The sequence below is a fragment of the Alicyclobacillus tolerans genome (assembly GCF_900142255.1).
GTDB lineage: Bacteria > Bacillota > Bacilli > Alicyclobacillales > Alicyclobacillaceae > Alicyclobacillus_I > Alicyclobacillus_I tolerans.
Map to the genome: position 1 here is coordinate 115,956 of NZ_FRAF01000006.1, position 18,629 is coordinate 134,584.

The 18,629-nt window shown below is 44.5% G+C and carries 21 protein-coding genes; 9 read left to right on the top strand and 12 right to left on the bottom strand.

Annotated features, from left to right (window positions below):
- Positions 1-30: 30 nt before the first annotated feature.
- The gene (locus BUA75_RS04875) at positions 31-1,113 is read right to left on the bottom strand and encodes a M42 family metallopeptidase (RefSeq protein WP_072873454.1); all 1,083 of its coding nucleotides are present in this window, start codon (positions 1,111-1,113) and stop codon (positions 31-33) included.
- A 200-nt stretch (positions 1,114-1,313) separates the two neighbouring features.
- Here BUA75_RS04875 and BUA75_RS04880 point away from each other — a divergent pair, with 200 nt between their 5' ends.
- Entirely contained in the window at positions 1,314-1,634 is a 321-nt protein-coding gene (locus BUA75_RS04880) for a YunC family protein (RefSeq protein WP_072873455.1), read from the top strand.
- A 5-nt stretch (positions 1,635-1,639) separates the two neighbouring features.
- Here BUA75_RS04880 and BUA75_RS04885 read toward each other — a convergent pair whose 3' ends face one another.
- Positions 1,640-2,878 carry a glycosyltransferase family 2 protein gene (locus tag BUA75_RS04885; RefSeq protein ID WP_072873456.1) on the bottom strand — a complete coding sequence of 413 codons (1,239 nt, stop codon included), beginning with the start codon at positions 2,876-2,878 and terminating at the stop codon, positions 1,640-1,642.
- A gap of 83 nt (positions 2,879-2,961) precedes the next feature.
- Between BUA75_RS04885 and BUA75_RS04890 the strand changes: the two genes are divergently transcribed.
- Positions 2,962-3,564 (top strand): DedA family protein, encoded by a 603-nt coding sequence (locus tag BUA75_RS04890; RefSeq protein WP_242650247.1) that lies wholly within the window; start codon positions 2,962-2,964, stop codon positions 3,562-3,564.
- Here the strand turns inward: BUA75_RS04890 and BUA75_RS04895 are convergent.
- The 5 genes from BUA75_RS04895 to BUA75_RS04915 all read right to left on the bottom strand — a co-directional run bounded on the left by BUA75_RS04895 (position 3,538) and on the right by BUA75_RS04915 (position 7,682).
- Positions 3,538-4,794 (bottom strand): HD domain-containing protein, encoded by a 1,257-nt coding sequence (locus BUA75_RS04895; protein ID WP_083574087.1) that lies wholly within the window; start codon positions 4,792-4,794, stop codon positions 3,538-3,540. The genes BUA75_RS04890 and BUA75_RS04895 overlap by 27 nt on opposite strands.
- Before the next feature lie 72 nt (positions 4,795-4,866).
- A complete protein-coding gene (locus BUA75_RS04900) occupies positions 4,867-5,223 on the bottom strand; it encodes a HesB/IscA family protein (RefSeq protein WP_072873459.1) in 357 nt (118 codons plus the stop codon).
- A 22-nt stretch (positions 5,224-5,245) separates the two neighbouring features.
- Complete coding sequence (bcp, locus tag BUA75_RS04905; protein WP_072873460.1) at positions 5,246-5,728, bottom strand: thioredoxin-dependent thiol peroxidase; 483 nt, start codon at positions 5,726-5,728, stop codon at positions 5,246-5,248.
- 4 nt (positions 5,729-5,732) lie between these two features.
- Entirely contained in the window at positions 5,733-7,187 is a 1,455-nt protein-coding gene (locus BUA75_RS04910; protein ID WP_072873461.1) for an aminotransferase class I/II-fold pyridoxal phosphate-dependent enzyme, read from the bottom strand.
- A 24-nt stretch (positions 7,188-7,211) separates the two neighbouring features.
- Positions 7,212-7,682 carry a YwhD family protein gene (locus BUA75_RS04915; RefSeq protein WP_072873462.1) on the bottom strand — a complete coding sequence of 157 codons (471 nt, stop codon included), beginning with the start codon at positions 7,680-7,682 and terminating at the stop codon, positions 7,212-7,214.
- A 159-nt stretch (positions 7,683-7,841) separates the two neighbouring features.
- Between BUA75_RS04915 and BUA75_RS04920 the strand changes: the two genes are divergently transcribed.
- Both BUA75_RS04920 and BUA75_RS16065 read left to right on the top strand, forming a co-directional pair.
- Positions 7,842-8,477: a SpoIID/LytB domain-containing protein gene (locus BUA75_RS04920; RefSeq protein WP_072873463.1), complete on the top strand. Its 636-nt coding sequence runs from the start codon at positions 7,842-7,844 to the stop codon at positions 8,475-8,477.
- Positions 8,478-8,490: 13 nt separating this feature from the next.
- Positions 8,491-9,195, top strand: coding sequence for a peptidase associated/transthyretin-like domain-containing protein (locus BUA75_RS16065; RefSeq protein WP_072873464.1), 705 nt, complete (start codon positions 8,491-8,493; stop codon positions 9,193-9,195).
- A gap of 157 nt (positions 9,196-9,352) precedes the next feature.
- On the opposite strand, the gene BUA75_RS04930 is transcribed toward BUA75_RS16065, so the two are convergent.
- The 3 genes from BUA75_RS04930 to BUA75_RS04940 all read right to left on the bottom strand — a co-directional run bounded on the left by BUA75_RS04930 (position 9,353) and on the right by BUA75_RS04940 (position 12,627).
- Positions 9,353-10,507: an aminotransferase class I/II-fold pyridoxal phosphate-dependent enzyme gene (locus BUA75_RS04930; RefSeq protein ID WP_072873480.1), complete on the bottom strand. Its 1,155-nt coding sequence runs from the start codon at positions 10,505-10,507 to the stop codon at positions 9,353-9,355.
- Positions 10,508-10,593: 86 nt separating this feature from the next.
- Positions 10,594-11,772: an FtsW/RodA/SpoVE family cell cycle protein gene (locus BUA75_RS04935; RefSeq protein ID WP_072873481.1), complete on the bottom strand. Its 1,179-nt coding sequence runs from the start codon at positions 11,770-11,772 to the stop codon at positions 10,594-10,596.
- A gap of 75 nt (positions 11,773-11,847) precedes the next feature.
- Positions 11,848-12,627: a glycerophosphodiester phosphodiesterase family protein gene (locus BUA75_RS04940; protein WP_129583523.1), complete on the bottom strand. Its 780-nt coding sequence runs from the start codon at positions 12,625-12,627 to the stop codon at positions 11,848-11,850.
- 124 nt (positions 12,628-12,751) lie between these two features.
- Here BUA75_RS04940 and BUA75_RS04945 point away from each other — a divergent pair, with 124 nt between their 5' ends.
- The 3 genes from BUA75_RS04945 to BUA75_RS04955 all read left to right on the top strand — a co-directional run bounded on the left by BUA75_RS04945 (position 12,752) and on the right by BUA75_RS04955 (position 15,574).
- Entirely contained in the window at positions 12,752-13,063 is a 312-nt protein-coding gene (locus BUA75_RS04945; protein WP_072873466.1) for a hypothetical protein, read from the top strand.
- A gap of 102 nt (positions 13,064-13,165) precedes the next feature.
- On the top strand, positions 13,166-14,566 hold the full coding sequence (locus BUA75_RS04950) for an FtsW/RodA/SpoVE family cell cycle protein (RefSeq protein ID WP_072873467.1): 1,401 nt from the start codon (positions 13,166-13,168) through the stop codon (positions 14,564-14,566).
- Between the two features lie 45 nt (positions 14,567-14,611).
- Positions 14,612-15,574 (top strand): MBL fold metallo-hydrolase, encoded by a 963-nt coding sequence (locus BUA75_RS04955; RefSeq protein WP_072873468.1) that lies wholly within the window; start codon positions 14,612-14,614, stop codon positions 15,572-15,574.
- A 45-nt stretch (positions 15,575-15,619) separates the two neighbouring features.
- Here the strand turns inward: BUA75_RS04955 and msrC are convergent, their stop codons facing one another.
- Positions 15,620-16,108: a free L-methionine (R)-S-oxide reductase MsrC gene (gene msrC, locus BUA75_RS04960; protein WP_072873469.1), complete on the bottom strand. Its 489-nt coding sequence runs from the start codon at positions 16,106-16,108 to the stop codon at positions 15,620-15,622.
- A gap of 71 nt (positions 16,109-16,179) precedes the next feature.
- Here msrC and BUA75_RS04965 point away from each other — a divergent pair, with 71 nt between their 5' ends.
- The gene (locus BUA75_RS04965) at positions 16,180-17,595 is read left to right on the top strand and encodes a MurT ligase domain-containing protein (RefSeq protein ID WP_242650248.1); all 1,416 of its coding nucleotides are present in this window, start codon (positions 16,180-16,182) and stop codon (positions 17,593-17,595) included.
- Positions 17,558-18,283, top strand: coding sequence for a type 1 glutamine amidotransferase (locus BUA75_RS04970; RefSeq protein WP_072873471.1), 726 nt, complete (start codon positions 17,558-17,560; stop codon positions 18,281-18,283). The genes BUA75_RS04965 and BUA75_RS04970 overlap by 38 nt, the downstream gene beginning before the upstream one ends.
- Before the next feature lie 144 nt (positions 18,284-18,427).
- On the opposite strand, the gene BUA75_RS04975 is transcribed toward BUA75_RS04970, so the two are convergent.
- The coding region (locus BUA75_RS04975) for an ATP-binding protein (RefSeq protein ID WP_165611946.1) at positions 18,428-18,629 on the bottom strand (202 nt) is incomplete at its 5' end.

Genomic DNA, 18,629 nt, shown 5'->3' on the forward strand with positions numbered 1-18,629 from the left:
GCTCGTCAGCTTTACAACATCCATCCCATTTTAATACTGGTTTCGAATTCGTTCTACTGTCTCTTTATCTAACCTTTTGACCAGTTCTGTACAAAGTTTGACACCCTGCTCAAAATCATCGTGGCAGTAAATTGACGTATGGCTATGAATATATCGGGTTGGATAGCCAATGGCCACAGACGGAACTCCGCTGCCGCTGATATGGAAACGCCCAGCATCTGTTCCGCCTCCTGATATAGATTCCACTTGGCAAGGTATCCCCACTTCTGCTGCCGTATCTAAAACAAAATCTCGGAATACCGGATTGGGAATCATGGAAGCATCAAAGATAACTAGCAAAGGTCCTTGACCACATTTGGACAAAGCATCCGACTTCGTCAGTCCTGGTGTATCACCGGCTATTCCAACATCTAGCGCAATTGCGATATCCGGCTGAATTTCATTCGCCAATGTGACAGCGCCGCGCAAACCAACCTCTTCTTGAACAGTCGCACCAGCATACAGAATATTGGGATGTTCCGTATTTTGCAAAGCATCCAATACACCAACAGCGGTGGCACAGCCAAGTCGATTATCCAAAGCTTTAGCGCAGTAGAAATGACCATTTCCTAGACGAGTAAACGGACTCCAAGGAACAATGGCATCTCCAGGACGAACGCCCAGTTCTTCCGCTTCCGCTTTGTTCTTGACACCAAGATCGATAAACAAATCTTTGATATCCACTGCTTGTTTGCGTTCTTCAGGTTTCAAAATATGTGGCGGCTTAGAACCGATGACTCCTGTCAGTTTGCCTTTTCTCGTATGTATCGTCACTCTCTGAGACAGCATGACTTGAGACCACCAGCCACCGAGTGTCTGAAATTTAACAAAACCTTCGTCCGTCAAGTATGTAACCATCATGCCGATCTCGTCCAAATGCCCTGCAAGCAGAACGCGTGGTCCATCTGCTTGTCCGACTTTCTCGCCAACCACCCCACCCATACCATCTTTAATTAACCGATTGGACAGTGGGTTAAGATATTGCTCCATTAAAGACCGAACCTCTTTTTCAAACCCAGGGACACCATCAGCTTCTGTCAGCGATTGAACAACTTTCAACATATCAAGCGACATTCTTTTTCCTCCTCACCATACGATCTTAAGGAAGTGAATTTCTGATTCTTGCCCCACTCTTCTGCTTTTGTTCCCTATCGTACCACATCCTCCATACAGAATGCCTTGTGCAGGCAAATCACCTACAAGGATTTTGTGTATTTGTCATACTATGAATAGGCAGAAACAAAGTTAGGCAACTCAACAAGGAGGAGAAAACCTTGGTACGACTGTATCCGATTCAAATTGACGAACAAACATTTACAGCCGTTGAAGTTCATTTACCCAAAACCACACTCCTGTCCATATCCAATGAAGTTGGCTATGTCATGTGTGGAGCACTCGATGTAGAGTTGCTTCGAACACGTTTAGCTGCACGAGAAATCGTGGCTGCACGAGCTGTAGGTGTAAAAACCATCGAAGAATTATTGATGGGACAGGTGGAAAGTTGCACACAATCAGCGGAAGCACTGGGTATCTTTCCTGGAATGTCTATTCGAGAAGCTCTACAACGTATGAGTACTGTCAAAAGTCAAGCATGAGCCTGTTACAGTTCATCCATACGTATACTGCGTTTATGTTCTGTATGACTCCATCGTTGATCAGAACAGGATAAAAACGCATAGAGTGTAATTGGCCCCCAAGTCCAAAGAAATATAGGCAACAAAGGAAGCGCAAAATATGCACGCCAATTTACTTTCTCAAGAAACAATGCAAAGGGTATCTGCAAATAGAGAATAGCGCTTATCAGAATCCAAAAATAAGTTGGCAATAAGCCAGACAGATGGTTTATACCCATATCGCTAGAGATGGAGATATGAAAAAACACCATAAGAGATATGAGAAAAAGGATCATAAAGCGTATGGGTTGAAAAAGATAGAGCGCCGCATCCAATTGACGAACGTCACGTTTTTGCAATGCTTTGCTAAGAAGAGGAAAAAAATTTCGCTTTGCACAATAAAAATGACCTCGCATCCATCGTATCCGCTGACGTAGGGAAGAAACAAGGTCTATTGGTTTTTCGTCATATACCCTAGCTTCATGCGCCCACACAGGATAAATACCACGCCTAATACAACGCACGCCAAACTCCAGATCTTCCGCCAATCCAGTGGCGTGCCAGCCCATTTCTGCTAAAAGGTTGAAATCCACACATACACCCGTACCACCGAGTGAACAAGCAAGTCCCAGATTATTCCTGGCTTTTTGCCACATGCAATTACTAAACCAATATGAAACAGCCTGTGATACCGTAACCCAACTGTCAAACGGATTTTTCACTCCTAGATAACCCTGAATAACACGATGGCCTGTACATAAATGATGATTCATTGCTTGTAAAAAATCGGCTTCTACCAAATTATCTGCATCAAAAATAAGTACAGCATCATAAGAGACAGACATCTCTTGGAGTCGTTTCAACATCCATTCAATAGCATAACCTTTGCTGCGTTGTGTCGATTGTTCCCGGCAGTGCACCTTAGCACCGTGGGCTAAAGCTACCTCCGCTGTATGGTCAGAACAGTGATCAGCAATCACATGAATGTCATAGAGATGGCTGGGATAGTCCTGGGCAAACAAACTATCCAGCAAAAAGCCAATCACTCGTTCTTCATTATGAGCTGGAATCAGAATGGCGAATTTTTTTTCCGGAGAATGGGTATGCGGTTTTTTGGCAGGGAAATAACCAGGGAAGGAAAGTAAAGTTTGATATATTCCTAGTAGGCTGGCAAAGATTTGTATTCCTAAACCCATCGTGTGGACAAAAAAGCGCCAAATATCCATACGTCACTCAACCCGTCTTTCAGATTGTCAGTCATACTCTCATCGTTTACGATAGTAGAGGTATCACAAAAAGGAGGAAGACTGTGTCTAATCATTTTAACCTATGGATTGCCCACGATGGCTATTTCGGCTTATTTCTGCTCATGCTTTTAGAAAGCGCCTGTATCCCTATACCCTCAGAAGTCGTTGTTCCATATGCCGGCTATCTTTCACACCAGGGTACCCTTTCCATTGTTCCTGTCATTCTAGTCGCAACTTTAGCTAATGTGGTTGGCGGTTATATCGCCTATATGATTGGCTATTATGGCGGTCGACCCTTTGTGCTTAAATATGGACGATTTATTCTCCTGAATCCCCATCACCTCGAGAAAGCCGAACAGTGGTTTGCAAAATATGGGGAAATCACCGTATTTCTAGGCAGACTAGTTCCTGCGGTGCGCACCTTTGTTTCCCTGCCTGCAGGTATGGCGAAAATGCGTTTAGGAAAATTTTTATTTTATTCGTTTCTCGGTTCCTTACCCTGGAATATCGCTTTAACCATCGCCGGTTATCAGTTGGCCGCACATTTTGATATCATTGACAAACATTTGAAACCATTGAGTACCATAGGCGCCGTTATTCTAGGATTAGCAGTTTTATGGTTTTGGTTTGGGCAACGTTCAAGACGGATAAACAGAAACTTGTAAGAGGCGGCGGATTCGTTCCGCTGTCTCTCCATTCTCCAAAAAAATCTCACGCGGCAAGAATAGACAAAATTCCTCTGAGGTTGAGAGCTCACGCACCAGTTTGGAAAGTCGGCTTAGTTCTACTTTGTCACCTTTTTTCGTAGCAATTGAAATACCTTCCCCATGATAGATATAAGCAGTAATTCCAGAAGTTCTCCCGGCAAAGTAATACTCTGGATCGTAGCCGTTGGCCCGTATCAAGGTGCGCAACTGAGCCCTGATCTCCAAAGAAGGTTCACTGCAGACAATCGGATAGAGTAATCTTCTGTACAGAAAACGCTTGGATAAATCCGCCAAAACCTCATCTTTACTTCCACTCCATAAATGAAACGCATAGGTAAGCGTAGACTCATCCAACGCAAGGTATTCTTTTACGGAAAGCGGGCGAGAATCTTCATGAAGTATAGCCGTTAACGCTTTTGGAAGGTACAAAGCTGCTGTCTCCTGCTGCTCGCGAGCGCGTTTGAGAATATTCGCCACAAGTACATCGCTGCCAATTGTAACGGGATGCAAATAGACTTGTGCATACATGAAATACCGCGCAAGAATATATTGCTCGACTGTATGAATGGCATTTTCCGAGATCGCGACCTGACCATCACTAATCACTATAGAACGAAGAATTCTTGCCAATTCAAAACTTCCGTAAGATACACCCGTATGTAAACCATCTCGCAGCAGATAGTCCATCCGATCAACATCCAATTGACTGGATATTAACTGTTGTATTATTGGAAACTTCCCTCTTTTTTCTAAAACACCCACTAAATCTTGCGCAAAATCTGTGTCTATTTCGTCCAGCCTTCGACGAATCTCTTCATCTTCCAAGAGAATTCTCCGAGTCCAGTCCTCGTGGTGATAAGCGTACACCTTTTCAAAAGTATGCGAAAAGGGGCCATGTCCCACATCATGCAAAAGCGCAACAGCTAAGGCAAGTTTCCGATCGCGATCGGAATGCGGCCAGCCAAAGCGCTTCTGCAAATGCTGCAAAAGTCGTCGCATCGTCTCATATGCGCCTAGAGAATGACTGAAACGGCTGTGCTCAGCACCATGAAAAGTGAGATAGGAAGTGCCCAACTGACGAATTCTGCGCAATCGTTGCACAGCAGCCGTATTGACGAGTGACCAAATCCAGGCATCGTCCACCACAATTTCATCATGTACTGGATCTTTCAACACTCGCTCAAACACAGGCATCGTCCTCTCAAACGTCAAAGAGGGCTTACGGAAAACCCGCAAGACCCTCTGGTGTACGCTAATTTTTCAATCACAAGAACCAGGCTGGCCTGCTTCAGTAGCAGTACGAAAACTGCTTCCACAGCCGCACATGGAAGTTGCGTTGGGATTGTTAATTTTAAAACCTTGTCCTGTTAAATCGTCCACATAGTCAACCTCTGAACCATCTATCAAATGAAGACTTTCTTGATCCACCAAAACTGAAACACCATTGAGGGTAAAACGTAAATCGCCTGGTTTTTCAGAGTCAAGCGCCATACCATAAGAGAAACCAGTGCAACCCCCAGGCTTGACAAAAAGACGCAGAGCGTTTTCATCGGGGCGATTTCGTTCCTCAATCAACTGCTGGATTTTTTCAGCCGCCGCTTCTGTCAGCGTGACCATATCCATCCCTCCCCCATACAGTTTACTCCTGAGCCAATGACCTGACAACTTCCAGAACTTTGTCAGCGTGACCATCCACGCGAACGCGCCGAAAAACTTTCGCTATTTTGCCTTCCGAGTCGATGACAAACGTTGTCCTTTCTAAACCAATGGTCTTTTTCCCATACATGTTTTTCTCACGAATTACACCATATGCATTGCAAACTGTTTCATCAGGATCGGACAAAATCGGAAAATTAAGTTGATATTTCTCGCTGAATTTTTCATGAGATTGCACATTATCACGAGAAATACCGTAGATTTTAGCCCCAATTGCAGAGAATTGGCCTGCTAAATCGCGAAAAGCACACGCTTCCTTTGTACAACCTGGTGTATCGTCTTTGGGGTAGAAGTAGAGCACCACCGGTTGTCCCATTAATTCAGACAGATGGACTGTCTCTCCATATTGATTCGGCAAAGAAAAATCAGGAGCATCCATGCCAGGTTTTAAATCGACAACGTCCATACTCTCACTTCTCCTTTACAACTTTTAAAGTGCGAATTTCCGGATCATCAGGTCCTTGAACAGGAAGACCGGCTCTCAGATTGGCTTCAATATATTGGAGGCTTTCCCGGGTAATCGACTCACCCGGCATCAGTATTGGAATACCCGGCGGGTAAACCATAATCATTTCAGCAATAATTCTGCCTTCCGACGCTTCAATGGGCACCACTTCTGTCGCCGCATAAAAAGCTGAACGCGGTGGCATACAGAGTGTTGTCTCAGGTGGTGTGCGAACTTCTAACGCTCGAGTTTGGCGACGCTCTTCATAGGTTGCGGAAATATCCTCAAGGGCCAGAACCAGGCGCTCTACATCTTCTTCTGAATCTCCCCAAGAGAGAATGCAGAGGATGTTATAAAGATCGCTTAATTCTACCTCAATGTTGTATTCTTCACGCAAAATACGTTCTACATCGTAACCTGACAACCCCAAATCTTTCACAGAAACGGTTAGTTTTGTAGGGTCAAAGGCAAATACCGCGCTATTGCCCGTCAGCGGACGAAGACAAGTGAGGCCGGGAATTTGATCGATTTTCTCACGGGCGTGATTGGCTAATTCGATGGCTCGTCCAATCGCTTCGTGTCCGTGAAGAAAAAGTTCACGGCGCGCCACATCCAATGAAGCGAGTAACAAATACGATGTAGAAGTTGTGGTGAGCATACTCAACACCACCTGGGCGTGACGTGCATCCACCATGCCTTCACGAATATTTAAGACACTTGACCCAATGAGACTGCCGCCTAACTTGTGTACACTTGTCGCCGCCATATCTGCTCCTGCCTGCATCGCGGAAATGGGTAACGCCTCATGAAAGGCGGTATGCACACCGTGTGCTTCATCCACCAATACTGCAACACCGTATTGATGCGCCAGCGATACAATGCTTTCCAAATCTGCTGCCACACCGAAATAGGTGGGATTGATGACCACCAGAGCTTTGGCCTGCGGGTGCTGTTCTAAAGCGGAAGCGACTGTTTCCAGTGAAACGCCATGAGCTATGCCAAAATCGCGATCGACCACTGGTTGCAAAAAAACGGGACGAGCATCAGCTAGAATAATGGCCGTCAAGACAGATTTATGAACATTGCGCGGAACTAAAATGGTATCACCTGGTCCCACGACGCTCAGAACCATAGTCATAATAGCTGTGCTTGTCCCTTGTACTGAAAAGAGCGTCACATCCGCACCAAAAGCTTGTGCGGCTAATTCCTGAGCCTGCTTGATTGCGCCTGTAGGTTGGTGCAAGTCATCCAAAGGGGCAATATTGACCAAATCTATACTGAGCGCATTCTCACCAATAAACTCTCGAAATCGGCCTGCCATTCCCCTGCCACGCTTGTGACTGGGGATGTGAAATTGCGTAGGTTGACGCGATGCATGATTGAGCAGCATATCAAAAAGCGGCGTATTGTCTTGGTTCAATGAAGAGAAAGCCTCCTAATGATTCTAATCACCGAGAGAAGTCATGGCCTCAAGAAAGGCAGGTTGTGCATGCTGCCACAAATCCGGGCGTACTTTTTGAAGATATTCAACAATTTTTTGCCGCGCTGCTTGTGGAACACCTGCCAAATTGACTTCACCGCGCACAGCTTTTTCCATACCTTTGACTTGCTCAACAAGATTTTTGTACCCTACTTGAGCTTCTTTGTCCAGAAACAATTCAAATGGTTGGACACCGTAAAATCCTTGTCCTTCCGGAAAACGATGGAGCGTTATCCAAAGACCCAAGACTGTCCTGCCATTGGGGACCTCGGCACGATTCTGGACAAATTTAACTCCTGTTTCCAGACGGCTTTTTCCATGAATAGCGCCGTTGTCTATAAAAACTTCATCACCATCAAGAAAGAGTACGGACAATCCTCGCAATTGATCATCCGCAGCATGTTTGGTCGATCCGGTTAAGGAGAGCTTTTGCACACCCATCACCCTTCAAAAATTGACGTTGTTCTCTACAGCTTTATTTTACATGCATACAAACAGCCTGTCACATGATGGAGAATGCGCCCAAAACCTGCATAGCCAAAAAGAAGTTGGGCAATGTAACTTTATCAGTCTGAACAAAGGATGGTTCAGCCCATGTATAAGCCAAAACTTTATATTTCCTTAATGTCGTTGGTTGGCAGTCTATTCTTCAGCACTTTTGCAAAGCCCGCCGTTCACGCGCAAGTTACGTATACCATTACCAATACTGCAAAACCGAGTGTCATACGAGTAGCTATCCGCGAAAACAACCCTTGGGGAGAGCCTGACCCGCGAGGGCGAATACTTTATGTTCAGACCGTCCCCTTTGATCAGTATTGTCGAGATGTGCTGCCCAACGAATGGATTCCATCATGGAGTCCAGAAGCCTTAAAAGCAGGCGCCATGGCAGTCAAAATGTTTGCCTGGTACCATCATCTCCACCCAATTACATTGGATGGCTTTACATTTGACGTAGATAACACTGTCAATTTCCAAACTTTTCGATACTTGTCCAATCAGCCAGAAACTGATGCCGCGTTAAACGCCATTAAAAATTTAGCCTATGTGCAGCCGGACGGAACCATTATTGAACTAAATTATCGCGCAGGCATTCCCAACAACCCCAACTGGCAATACCGCAATGCACAAAAGATGGCGCAATGGGGCTCAGAGTATTGGGCAGCCAAAGGACAAACTTATTTGCAAATTCTGCAATTTTATTACATGAACCGCGCGTTACGAGGCTACTAAGGAGGTGTGAACATTGTTTCGAAAAAAAACGTTTCAATATCAAATTTATCGCTTATTGATGAGCATGAGCGTGATAACGGCAGGCACTTTTTCAGCTAGCCCAACGGTAGCAGCAAACGAATTGCCTTCTTCCTTCCACAGTATAGAACAGGAAGTCAATAAGCTATGGGATGAAGACACACTTCCATGGTTGAAACAAATCGAACAATTAGGGACACCGAACAAGGAACAATCGTCCCTTCCATCCTCACAGTTGCCGAAACAACAGTTCACACCATCACAAAAAAGTACAGGCTCTGCTAAGTTAGCCAAATTGCGTGTGAGGGTTATTGACGGTCGAACATTGTCACCCATTTCAGGAGCGAAAGTGGTTTTAATTGAAACTGGAACACGCACCGTGACAGATAAAATGGGTTATACACCCTATTTCGACGCGCCTATCATTCGAAATCCAAAGTATTTCCCTCTCGTTGCTGAACTTCACGGTCAATTAGGTGTGATTGTTTACAAAAATGGTTATCACGATTCTGTGCATCTAGGCATTCGTATGCATGATGGTATAGATGCACAAACCACCGTCTGGATGTACAAAATTTTACCTGGCGAAAGAATAGAACCTGTGTTGTATGAAGTACCCTACCATCATTTGTGGGTTCTGGAACTCGCAAATCGTTTTCGGAGCAAAACTCAGCCTGGTGAAGGACCTGAGCGACCTTGAATCTTGTTTGCTGAAAGTATTCTGCTTTCAAAATAAATTTTTTAAAACGGCGCTCTAGAACTAAAGTCCTCTAAGCGCCGTTCAAAATGTATGCTTAAAGATTATCAATACATTTTTACATGAAGAATGGAATATTCGTTTACTCTACCCTCATCAATCAACCATTTTGATTCTGTATCATCCAATCCGCAATCCTGTGAGCTGCTTCCATTAAACGTTCTTCCCGATCAAGGAAACCGACTCGAACATAGCCTTCTCCATGTTGTCCGAACCCAACACCTGCTGCTACTGCTACTCCTTTTTCCTGCAATAGCCGCGATGCAAAATCAAGTGAAGAAATCCCTTCTGGGAGAGGAAGCCATCCAAAAAAAGTACCTTGGGGCGGCTTAGCGGAAATCCCTTTTTGGTGAAGCGCTAGGTAAAATGCATCACGACGCTTTTGATAAATCTCGGTACGTTGATGCACTTCATCTTGAGGACCCAGTAAAGCGGATTCCGCAGCCTTCTGAATAGCAGGGAATAGGGAAACGTATGCGTGATTATGATATAGCTTCAGTGCCGCAATCGCTTCTTTTTGTCCGACTGCAAATGCGACACGCCAACCTGCCATGTTATACGTTTTACTCAAGGTATAAATTTCAATACCACAATCCCGTGCACCTTCGACTTCCAAAAAGGACATTGGGCGTATACTGTCAAAACCTATGGAAGCATAAGCAAAATCATGTACAACAAGCATCTTTCTGGACTGAGCCATGCGCACAACTTGCTCGAAAAGCGAACTATCTACCACAGCACCCGTAGGATTGGAAGGATAGTTCAAAAACATCAATTTTGCATCAGGTTCAGAAGCAAGAGCAGCCTCCAAATCGGGCATAAAATGTTGTTCAGGCACAAGTGGCATCGTAGCCATTCTGGCGCCCGCTATTTTTATACCACTTTCATAATCTGGATATCCTGGATCAGGAACTAAAGCTACATCTCCTTCATTTAAGTATATTTGACTGATTTCTATTAGTCCTGCTTTACCTCCAAAGAGTATGGCAACTTCAGAATCCGGATCGAGTACAACTCCGTATTCACGACGGTAAAATTCAGCACAAGCACTGCGTAAGGAGGCTAATCCGTGAAATGGTCCATATCGATGCGTGGCCGGATCTTGAACAGAATCACGCAAGGCTTCCACAATGTGGGCAGGAGTTGGAAGATCAGGATTACCCTGACCAAGATTAATAACATCCCGACCTTGTTCTATATAAGCTTGTACCTGCTGAGTCAGTCCTGCAAAAAATTGACTGGGTAAACGCTGCATGCGATTGGATAAGGGTAAAATGGGTCGCAACAAATATCCACCTCAATGTTTGATAAACTGATATTCATTTCAAAATCTAACTGTACTTAATTAAAGCGAAGTTTTTTCCTGCGCAGTGCAACCGAAAGCGCCAAACCCACACCCATATAGTCAATGACTAGCGAGCTACCTCCGTAAGATATAAACGGAAGTGTAATCCCAGTTGATGGACTAAGATACATATCTGCGCCAATGTTTTCAAATACCTGAAAAGCTATTAAAGCTACAATACCTGTAACAATATAGGTTCCAAAACTGTCTTGCGATGTGCCAGCAATACGAATCAGTCTATAACAGAGAATCAGAAAAAGTAACACCAAAAGACTCGAACCTACAAATCCAAATTCTTCAGCAATGGCAGTAAATATATAGTCCGTCCACTGATTGGGAATCCAGTTGCCACGAGTTTCTATGCCGTTGAAAAGTCCTTCACCAAAAACTTGTCCTGAACCTACAGCAATCTGCGAAATGCGGATATTATAGCCGTAGGAAAGCGGATATTCTTGAGGGTTGAGCCATGTTATGATTCGATACGCTTGATAAGAATGTAAAAGATGATGTTTAATCAGCACATTTTCAATGAGTTTAGTTGACTCTTGGGGATACATGACAGCTACAACACCTATTCCCGCTACCAGTGCAATAGTGAAGAAAATCAACATAACAAAATGCCAACGTTTGGCGAACACACAATACATGGTTACAAATATCGCCAACAAAACCAAAGCTTGCCCGAGAGCAGGTTCCTTAAAGGTTAGGACAAACGGAACAATAAACATAATAAGAAGCGGCCACACTCTTCGGAATGAATAATCCGGCACTTCCGATTCATCAATATCCGCCATAAACACAGCCATACCAATAATCATGGCCAACTTAGCGACTTCAGAAGGCTGAAAAGAGAAGGGGCCGAGTGGAATCCAACTATGCGCACCATTTCGTCGAGGCATAACAAACACAACGAGCAGTAAAAATCCTGCGCCCCCAATAATCCACCAGTAATTCTTGCGCAAGGAACGGTAGTCATAAAGCGTAATAGCAGTCATGGCTATCCAGCCTATCATTTCAAATAATATCTGACGATATATAATGTGCTTAGGCAAACCCACATCGGTCTTACCATAAGTGGCTGCCAATATGGCAACACAGCTGTATACAGCAAGCAAGACAAGCACTCCAAGCACAGTAAAATCCATATCGCGTATGTTTCGACGCAACGTTTCCACAAAACATCGTCCTTCCATTTCATCAAGACAAGCCAAAACCACTGTTTTCCCTAAAACAAATAGACCAACCTTAGCTTAACCGATTCTCTCAAGAAACTTCCGGCGTACTTGGTTGGCTATGTCAACCCGGTTTGTGACAATACCACGAATCCCCAATTGAAAAAGTCGCATGATATCGGAAGGTTGATCGACGGTCCAGACATCAACTGATATTCTTTCGCGACTTGCATATTGTATCATCTTTTCCGTAGCAATTGTCCATTTCAAAAAACGGTAAGGAATTTGTAAAGCACAAAACGGCCAATCTTGACGAACTCCCAATCCGCGTGCAAAAAGCCAAAATTGCGCTACTTCCCATGTTGAAGCGCTAGTTGGTAAATCTTTTTGCAAACTGCGTACACGCTGCAAATGGTTTGTATGAAAGGAAGCTACAATCACTCGCTTCATCGCATTTGCATCATCAAGCACACGCAAAAAAGACTGGATTGAAATACCATTCTTCGGTTTTAAATCAATATTAAATAAAGTTTGAGGAAACTGCTGAAGAGCCTCCTCCAATGTCGGAATGCGTATCCCTTTACCACGAAAAGGGTGAGTTTTTCCCCCATCCGTTGTGAAGCGATAACCAAAATCAAGACGTTTCAACTCACTCAACGTCAAATCAGAGATTTTTCCAGTGCCATTACTAACTGTCTCGACAACCGGATCGTGCGCAATGACAATCTGAGCATCTCTCGTCCAATGCACATCGGTCTCAAGAATGTCAGCACCTAAATCAACGGCCATTTGAAACGCTGTAAGCGTATTGCCTGGTGCAGCCGCAGAAGCTCCCCGATGGGCGAAAATCAACGGCATGGTTGGCTGGAAAATTCCATATCTCCTCAAAAATTATACCCCCATCTGCTTATCCTTCTGTGCATTCGCCCTCTCTCCCTGTGCAAAAGACCCATAAACTATGGCGAAAAGGAGGCTAAAACCCATGCACTATAAGCTTATTCGAAAAATGTTAGGGCAACCTGTGGCATGCCACACCCATTTTGGTATTTTTCACGGAGTCATTGTTCATTGCACGAAACATCACGTTATTCTAATGCGACAAACACGAGCTGAAGACTGGAATGCTATTCCAGCCGAATTCCATGCTTATCCTTCTCAAGAACATAGACCTTTTGGTATCCCCCCGTATGGTGGCGGGCCTGGAACACCACCTGGTTGGGGAGGCGGTGGATGGCATTTTGCAATTCCGTTAGCAGCCATCATCGGGATTGCTGCTGTAGGCATGCATTGGTAATGAGGAAGCTTAAATCTGCGTAAAACTTGCAGGGAATAGCCAAACGCTGTCGAATCCTTAAGGCGACCCTTATTAGGCCATTGCTTTGGGAAGGTGGCAGACGTGCAAAAACAGTCCCATCAGCCAGACTTTTTGCTTTACTTTGCGGTGCTCGCACTGACTGCCATTGGCATTGTTACAGTCTATTCAGCGAGCACCGTCATTGCTTTGGAACAGGGTATGTCGGCAGCTCATTTTGCCTTGCGCCAGTTGATTTTTGGCGGCATAGGTGTAGTTTTAATGACTGTTGTTACCTTTATTCCCTACCAAATTTTTTATCGATATGCAGCTAAGTTGATGATTGTTTCCCTTTTTTTGCTTTTTTTGGTTTTAATTCCGGGTATAGGACATCGCGCAGATGGTTCCAGACGCTGGCTTGGACCTGCAAGCCTGCATATACAACCATCAGAATTGGCGCTTATCGCTTTAATTCTATATCTAGCTTTTTTCTTCACAAAAAAAGTGACTATCATCCATTCTACAATGCGTGTACTTCGTCCAGCACTTTTGGTAACCGTAGCCACCGCCTCGCTCATTTTCCTTGAACCAGATATGGGCACAGCCTTTACCGTCGCGGCGACTGGTTTTATTATGTTGTTTATCTCAGGCATCCGTCTCAAGCCTGTTATCATAACCTTTATCGCGAGCATTCCCGTATTGTATGGATTAATTGAAATGGCGAAATATCGCTCAAGCCGTTTAGAAGTTTATTTCCATCCATTTCAGCATCCCGCTCATGCGTATCAACTGATCAGCGGTTTAACAGGAATAGCTAGAGGTGGACTCATTGGCACTGGGTTTGACGCCAGCATTGAAAAAGCTGGTTATCTACCAATTCCCCAGGCGGATTTTATTTTCGCAGTTTTTGTAGAAGAATGGGGATTACTTGGAGCTATAGCATTACTGGCCATCTTTGCTCTTTTGGTATGGCGAGGATTTCGAATTGCTCGATTTGCTAAAGATCGCTTTGGGTCTCTGTTAGCAGTGGGTATTACTGGAATGATGATAGTGCAAGCTTTTGTCAACTTGGCTGCCGTAACTTGGCTGCTGCCCATCACGGGAATTCCACTTCCCTTCATTTCTTACGGTGGTACTTCCTTAATTATGATGCTGCTCGCTTCTGGCATTCTACTCAGCATTTCTCGGCAAACATTGGATGTGGCTCCGGAGGCGGACGAGTTGGCTGATGTCTATGATGTCAGTGAAGTACTCCGAGAACGTAAAAGATTGCCGATTGATCCAATGTATCAACAGCAAAAGAAAAAGAAGCCAGCTACGGTAGCACCGCTTAAACGCAATAAATCAACAGCCAAATCTGCGATTCATTATGAAAAGACCCGCAAAAATAGAGACGGTAGAGCTTCCACTATGCAAGTCACTACTTGGCGAGAGCGATCCATGAGATATGATAATCGCTTACCCAACAACCGAAAACAAGGCAGCAACAAGAATGATCGAACTTAATATAATGGATTTCTGGGTAACCCTACATGAAAGGATGTAATTTTTATGAAGCCACTGTTAGCCCGAGAACCGGAAGCATTTGGTAATGAGGTCTACGCTATCGATCTGTTTGAACAAGGCCAAGCTTACCGCACCGCTTCCTATCTCGTTTTAGATGAAAAACCAACACTGATTGATACCGGTTCGGCAGCTTCTCACGAGACTTTGTTAGAAAGTTTGAAATTACTAGGAGTTAAACCGGAAGATTTAGCTTATGTAGTCGTTACGCATGTCCATCTCGATCACGCTGGCGGAGCTGGGCAAATGATGAGACTTGCCAAAAATGCAACTCTGGTAGCTCATCCTCGTGCTGCCCGTCATATGGCGGATCCTAGTAAGCTTTGGGCAGGTGCAAAACTTGTTTACCAAGATCAGACGGAGCAGCTTTTTGGAAGTGTTGAACCAGTAGATGAACAGCGCATTCTCATTCGACAACACGGGGAAACGTTGAATATCGGGCAACGAACATTTACGTTCTTTGATTCACCCGGACACGCCAAACATCACTTCACACTTCTCGATGAATTATCCAATGCTCTCTTTGCCGGTGATGCTGTAGGTTTACGGTATCGTACAGGATTGACTGGCTGGGATTTTGAATTTATTATGCCTTCCTCCTCACCAGTTGATTTTGATCCTATAGCGCTTCACAAAACACTTGATTTTTTGCGAGATCAGCCGTTTCGTTGGGTCTACCATTCACATTTTGGACGATCTGAAAAAGAAGAAGCCATTTCAGAAACTTTACGAGTTGGAGATGCTTTTGATAAATTAATTCGTGAAATTTACTATCCAAATTTGACACTTCAGGAAACCATGGATGCTTTGCGCCAATGGCTTTTGAACGATTTACACAGTAGAGGGCTGCAACCAGGCTCTATGGAACGACTGAACATCGATCTTACGCTGGATTCACTTGGTTTAATGCACTATATCCAACAAATCAAAAAAACGGAGACGCAAGCATAATGGCTTGGCGTCCTCCGTTTACGTTTTCCTGCAGAGTGGGTCTTTTCAAAGACAACTCTCTGCGATTTTTGCAAATTGTTCTAAACCCTTTTCATCATCTTCATCAAAGCGTGACAAAATGGGACTGTCAATATCAAGGACACCTATCACTTGACCATTTTTACAAAGCGGAACAACGATTTCACTCTGACTTGCACCATCACAGGCTATATGTCCTGGAAATTGGTTAACATCATTGACACGCAAAGTCTCATTCTTTGCTGCTGCGGTACCGCAGACTCCTTTACCTATGGGAATACGTAAACAAGCTGGCAAACCCTGAAAGGGACCAAGAACCAGTTCGTTAGAAACGGGATCGAGTAAATAAAATCCAGCCCAATTGACATCTTGCAAGTAAAATTTTAATAGAGCCGAGAGGTTACTGAGATTGGCAATCCAGTTTGGCTCCCCTTCAACCAAATGTTTTGCCTGCTCAACCAAAGATGTATAAAATTCTTGCCTGGATAAACTATCCAACTGCTCGGCAACAAACATCATTCTTCTCCCTTTCTGCACTTCAACTGTGTACCTGCACATCAATCATAGTATAATCCGTGAAGAAGTACTTGACAAAAATAAACCCCGTAACGGAAGAACAGGAGTTACAGATGATTGGACTGTGGATTGCCAAATGTATCAGCTTTATATTACGTTGGATGGGAAAATCAGCCACAAGTTTCCCTGGTAAAATAGCGCTTCGTCTCTCACCTCATCTACTTGATAAACTTGGCAGCCAACTCTCCCGAGCTATTGTCATTACGGGTACAAACGGTAAGACGACAACGACTCGTTTGCTCGCCAGCATGCTGAAGCAAGAAGAACCCATAGCCACGAACGCAGAAGGCGCTAATTTAAAACAAGGTATTCTTTCTGCACTGATGGAAAAAACAAGCTGGCGTGGAAGACTTTTGGTTACCACCGCTCTGCTGGAGATTGACGAAGCGACTTTGCCGCAAGTCGCTTCCAGCTTACCGATTCAACTGCTTGTTGTAACCAACATCTTTCGCGATCAACTTGATCGATACGGGGAGTTGGATACCACTTTGCAAAAAATCCGTGAAGGCGCAGAGCAAATCCAAGGTACATTATTGGTCAATGCGGATGATCCCTTGGCTCGTTTTATAGGACTTCATCACAAGGGACAAACTCTCACATACGGATTTGACAACAGCATGGCCAGAGAAGAAGACCGCCAAGTGATGAAAGATGGCGCCTTCTGCTTAGAATGTGGACATTTACTCAACTACTCGGGTTATTTCTATGGCCAACTTGGTGTCTATAACTGTCCATCTTGTAGCTTCGGCCGTCCTGACCCGGATTTTGTAGGCTCTCTCGACCATCATCACTTGCAAATATACAACAGTCAAGACCAAAATAAGTGGACCGTACCTTTACCAGTGAAAGGCTTATTTAACGTCGACAATGTACTGGCAGCAGTAGCGGCAGCCCATGTCTGTAAACTTCGTATAGAATCTATGCTTAAAGGATTGGCTACTTATCAAGCTCCAACAGGCCGGATGCAGGTTTTCCAAACAACACCTGTTTCTATTTTAAATCTGATTAAGAATCCAGCAGGCTGTAATGGCGTGCTTGAAACTATATGTAGAGAAGGAGACGCTAAAGTTATCTGCCTTGCCATTAATGACGAAGCTGCTGATGGTCGAGACGTCTCTTGGCTGTGGGATGCTGATTTTGAACTTTTGGCAAACGACGAGTCCATTGTCTCTATTGTCACTTCAGGATTGCGCGCAAGAGATATGGCAGTTCGTTTAAAATACGCAGGATACCCTGTCAAACAATTGTATGTTGAGACGGATTTTGCCACAGCTCTTGACAAGACTCTCGAATTGGCCAATAACATGTCCATTCCTTCGGCCTTCGTAATGACCACTTATACACTCGTTCACCTTGCTGCCGAATTGCTCAAAGAAAGGAGCGATACCAATGTCGAGGGCGCTTATCATCGCGCATCTGTATCCTGATTTACTGAATCTTTATGCCGATCGCGGCAATATTCAAACTTTACTCCAGCGCCTGCGTTGGAGAGGCATTGAAGCTCGTGTGGTCAGTGTAAAGAAAGGCGAACCAGTTCGTTTACATGAGTATGATTTCGTTCTTTTGGGCGGCGGATCGGATAGGGAACAGAAACTTGTAGCAGAATCCCTGCGTCAGCAGAAGGAAGATTGGCATCATGCAATGCAAGCAGGTCTACCTATCTTGGCGGTTTGTGGTGGCTACCAATTATTGGGCAGCTACTATGAGTTGGCAAACAGTGAAAAAGTAGCTGGCCTGGAACTGCTTGAAATGACGACCCAAGCATCCAATCAACGTTTGATTGGCAATATTGCCATAGAATCCGAATGGTGCGGTACGGTAGTCGGATTTGAAAATCATGCTGGCCGAACGGTTCACCATCACACTCCACTCGGCAAAGTAGTGGCTGGACATGGCAACAATGGTCGTGACGGCTGGGAAGGTGTACAACACCATCATGTCATCGGGACATATATACACGGCCCTCTTTTACCTAAAAACCCTAAATTAGCTGATTTATTACTCTTATCAGCGCTCGAATATGCGAATATGACCGTAGATTTTTACGATCTCGATGATGAATTGGAATGGTCTGCTCATCACTCCGAATGGTCACGCTGGACAAAAGTGAAGTGAGAACATTGCATATTCCGGGGCTTTTGGACACTGAATCCGGAAAGTCGTGGACAGTCGTTCCGAAAAGTCTTGGACAGTGAGTCCGGAAACTCTTGGACACTTTCCGTTCGTCCATGTGGGATTACTTTGAATTAAACAAATTTCTTAGTTCGTTGCAACAGTTTTGTCTCCCTCAGGAGCGTTTTTTACCCCACTCAGTAGTTTTCGCATCGACTCCCCTTTCAGTTGAATCTTGTATGCGTCGTGGACTAGGCGGTCCAGCACAGCGTCTGCTAGAGTCGAGTCAGAAAATTGTTCGTACCACAGTTCTACTGGTATTTGACTAACCACACAGGTTGAATGTTGG

Excerpts from the sequence above, each read along its gene's own strand:
- BUA75_RS04875 (WP_072873454.1), bottom strand. The coding sequence starts at position 1,113 with ATGTCGCTTGATATGTTGAAAGTTGTTCAATCGCTGACAGAAGCTGAT.
- BUA75_RS04885 (WP_072873456.1), bottom strand. The coding sequence starts at position 2,878 with ATGGATATTTGGCGCTTTTTTGTCCACACGATGGGTTTAGGAATACAA.
- BUA75_RS04900 (WP_072873459.1), bottom strand. The coding sequence starts at position 5,223 with ATGGTCACGCTGACAGAAGCGGCGGCTGAAAAAATCCAGCAGTTGATT.
- bcp (WP_072873460.1), bottom strand. The coding sequence starts at position 5,728 with ATGGACGTTGTCGATTTAAAACCTGGCATGGATGCTCCTGATTTTTCT.
- BUA75_RS04920 (WP_072873463.1), top strand. The coding sequence starts at position 7,842 with ATGTATAAGCCAAAACTTTATATTTCCTTAATGTCGTTGGTTGGCAGT.
- BUA75_RS04930 (WP_072873480.1), bottom strand. The coding sequence starts at position 10,507 with ATGCAGCGTTTACCCAGTCAATTTTTTGCAGGACTGACTCAGCAGGTA.
- BUA75_RS04940 (WP_129583523.1), bottom strand. The coding sequence starts at position 12,627 with ATGCCGTTGATTTTCGCCCATCGGGGAGCTTCTGCGGCTGCACCAGGC.
- BUA75_RS04945 (WP_072873466.1), top strand. The coding sequence starts at position 12,752 with ATGCACTATAAGCTTATTCGAAAAATGTTAGGGCAACCTGTGGCATGC.
- BUA75_RS04955 (WP_072873468.1), top strand. The coding sequence starts at position 14,612 with ATGAAGCCACTGTTAGCCCGAGAACCGGAAGCATTTGGTAATGAGGTC.
- msrC (WP_072873469.1), bottom strand. The coding sequence starts at position 16,108 with ATGTTTGTTGCCGAGCAGTTGGATAGTTTATCCAGGCAAGAATTTTAT.
- BUA75_RS04970 (WP_072873471.1), top strand. The coding sequence starts at position 17,558 with ATGTCGAGGGCGCTTATCATCGCGCATCTGTATCCTGATTTACTGAAT.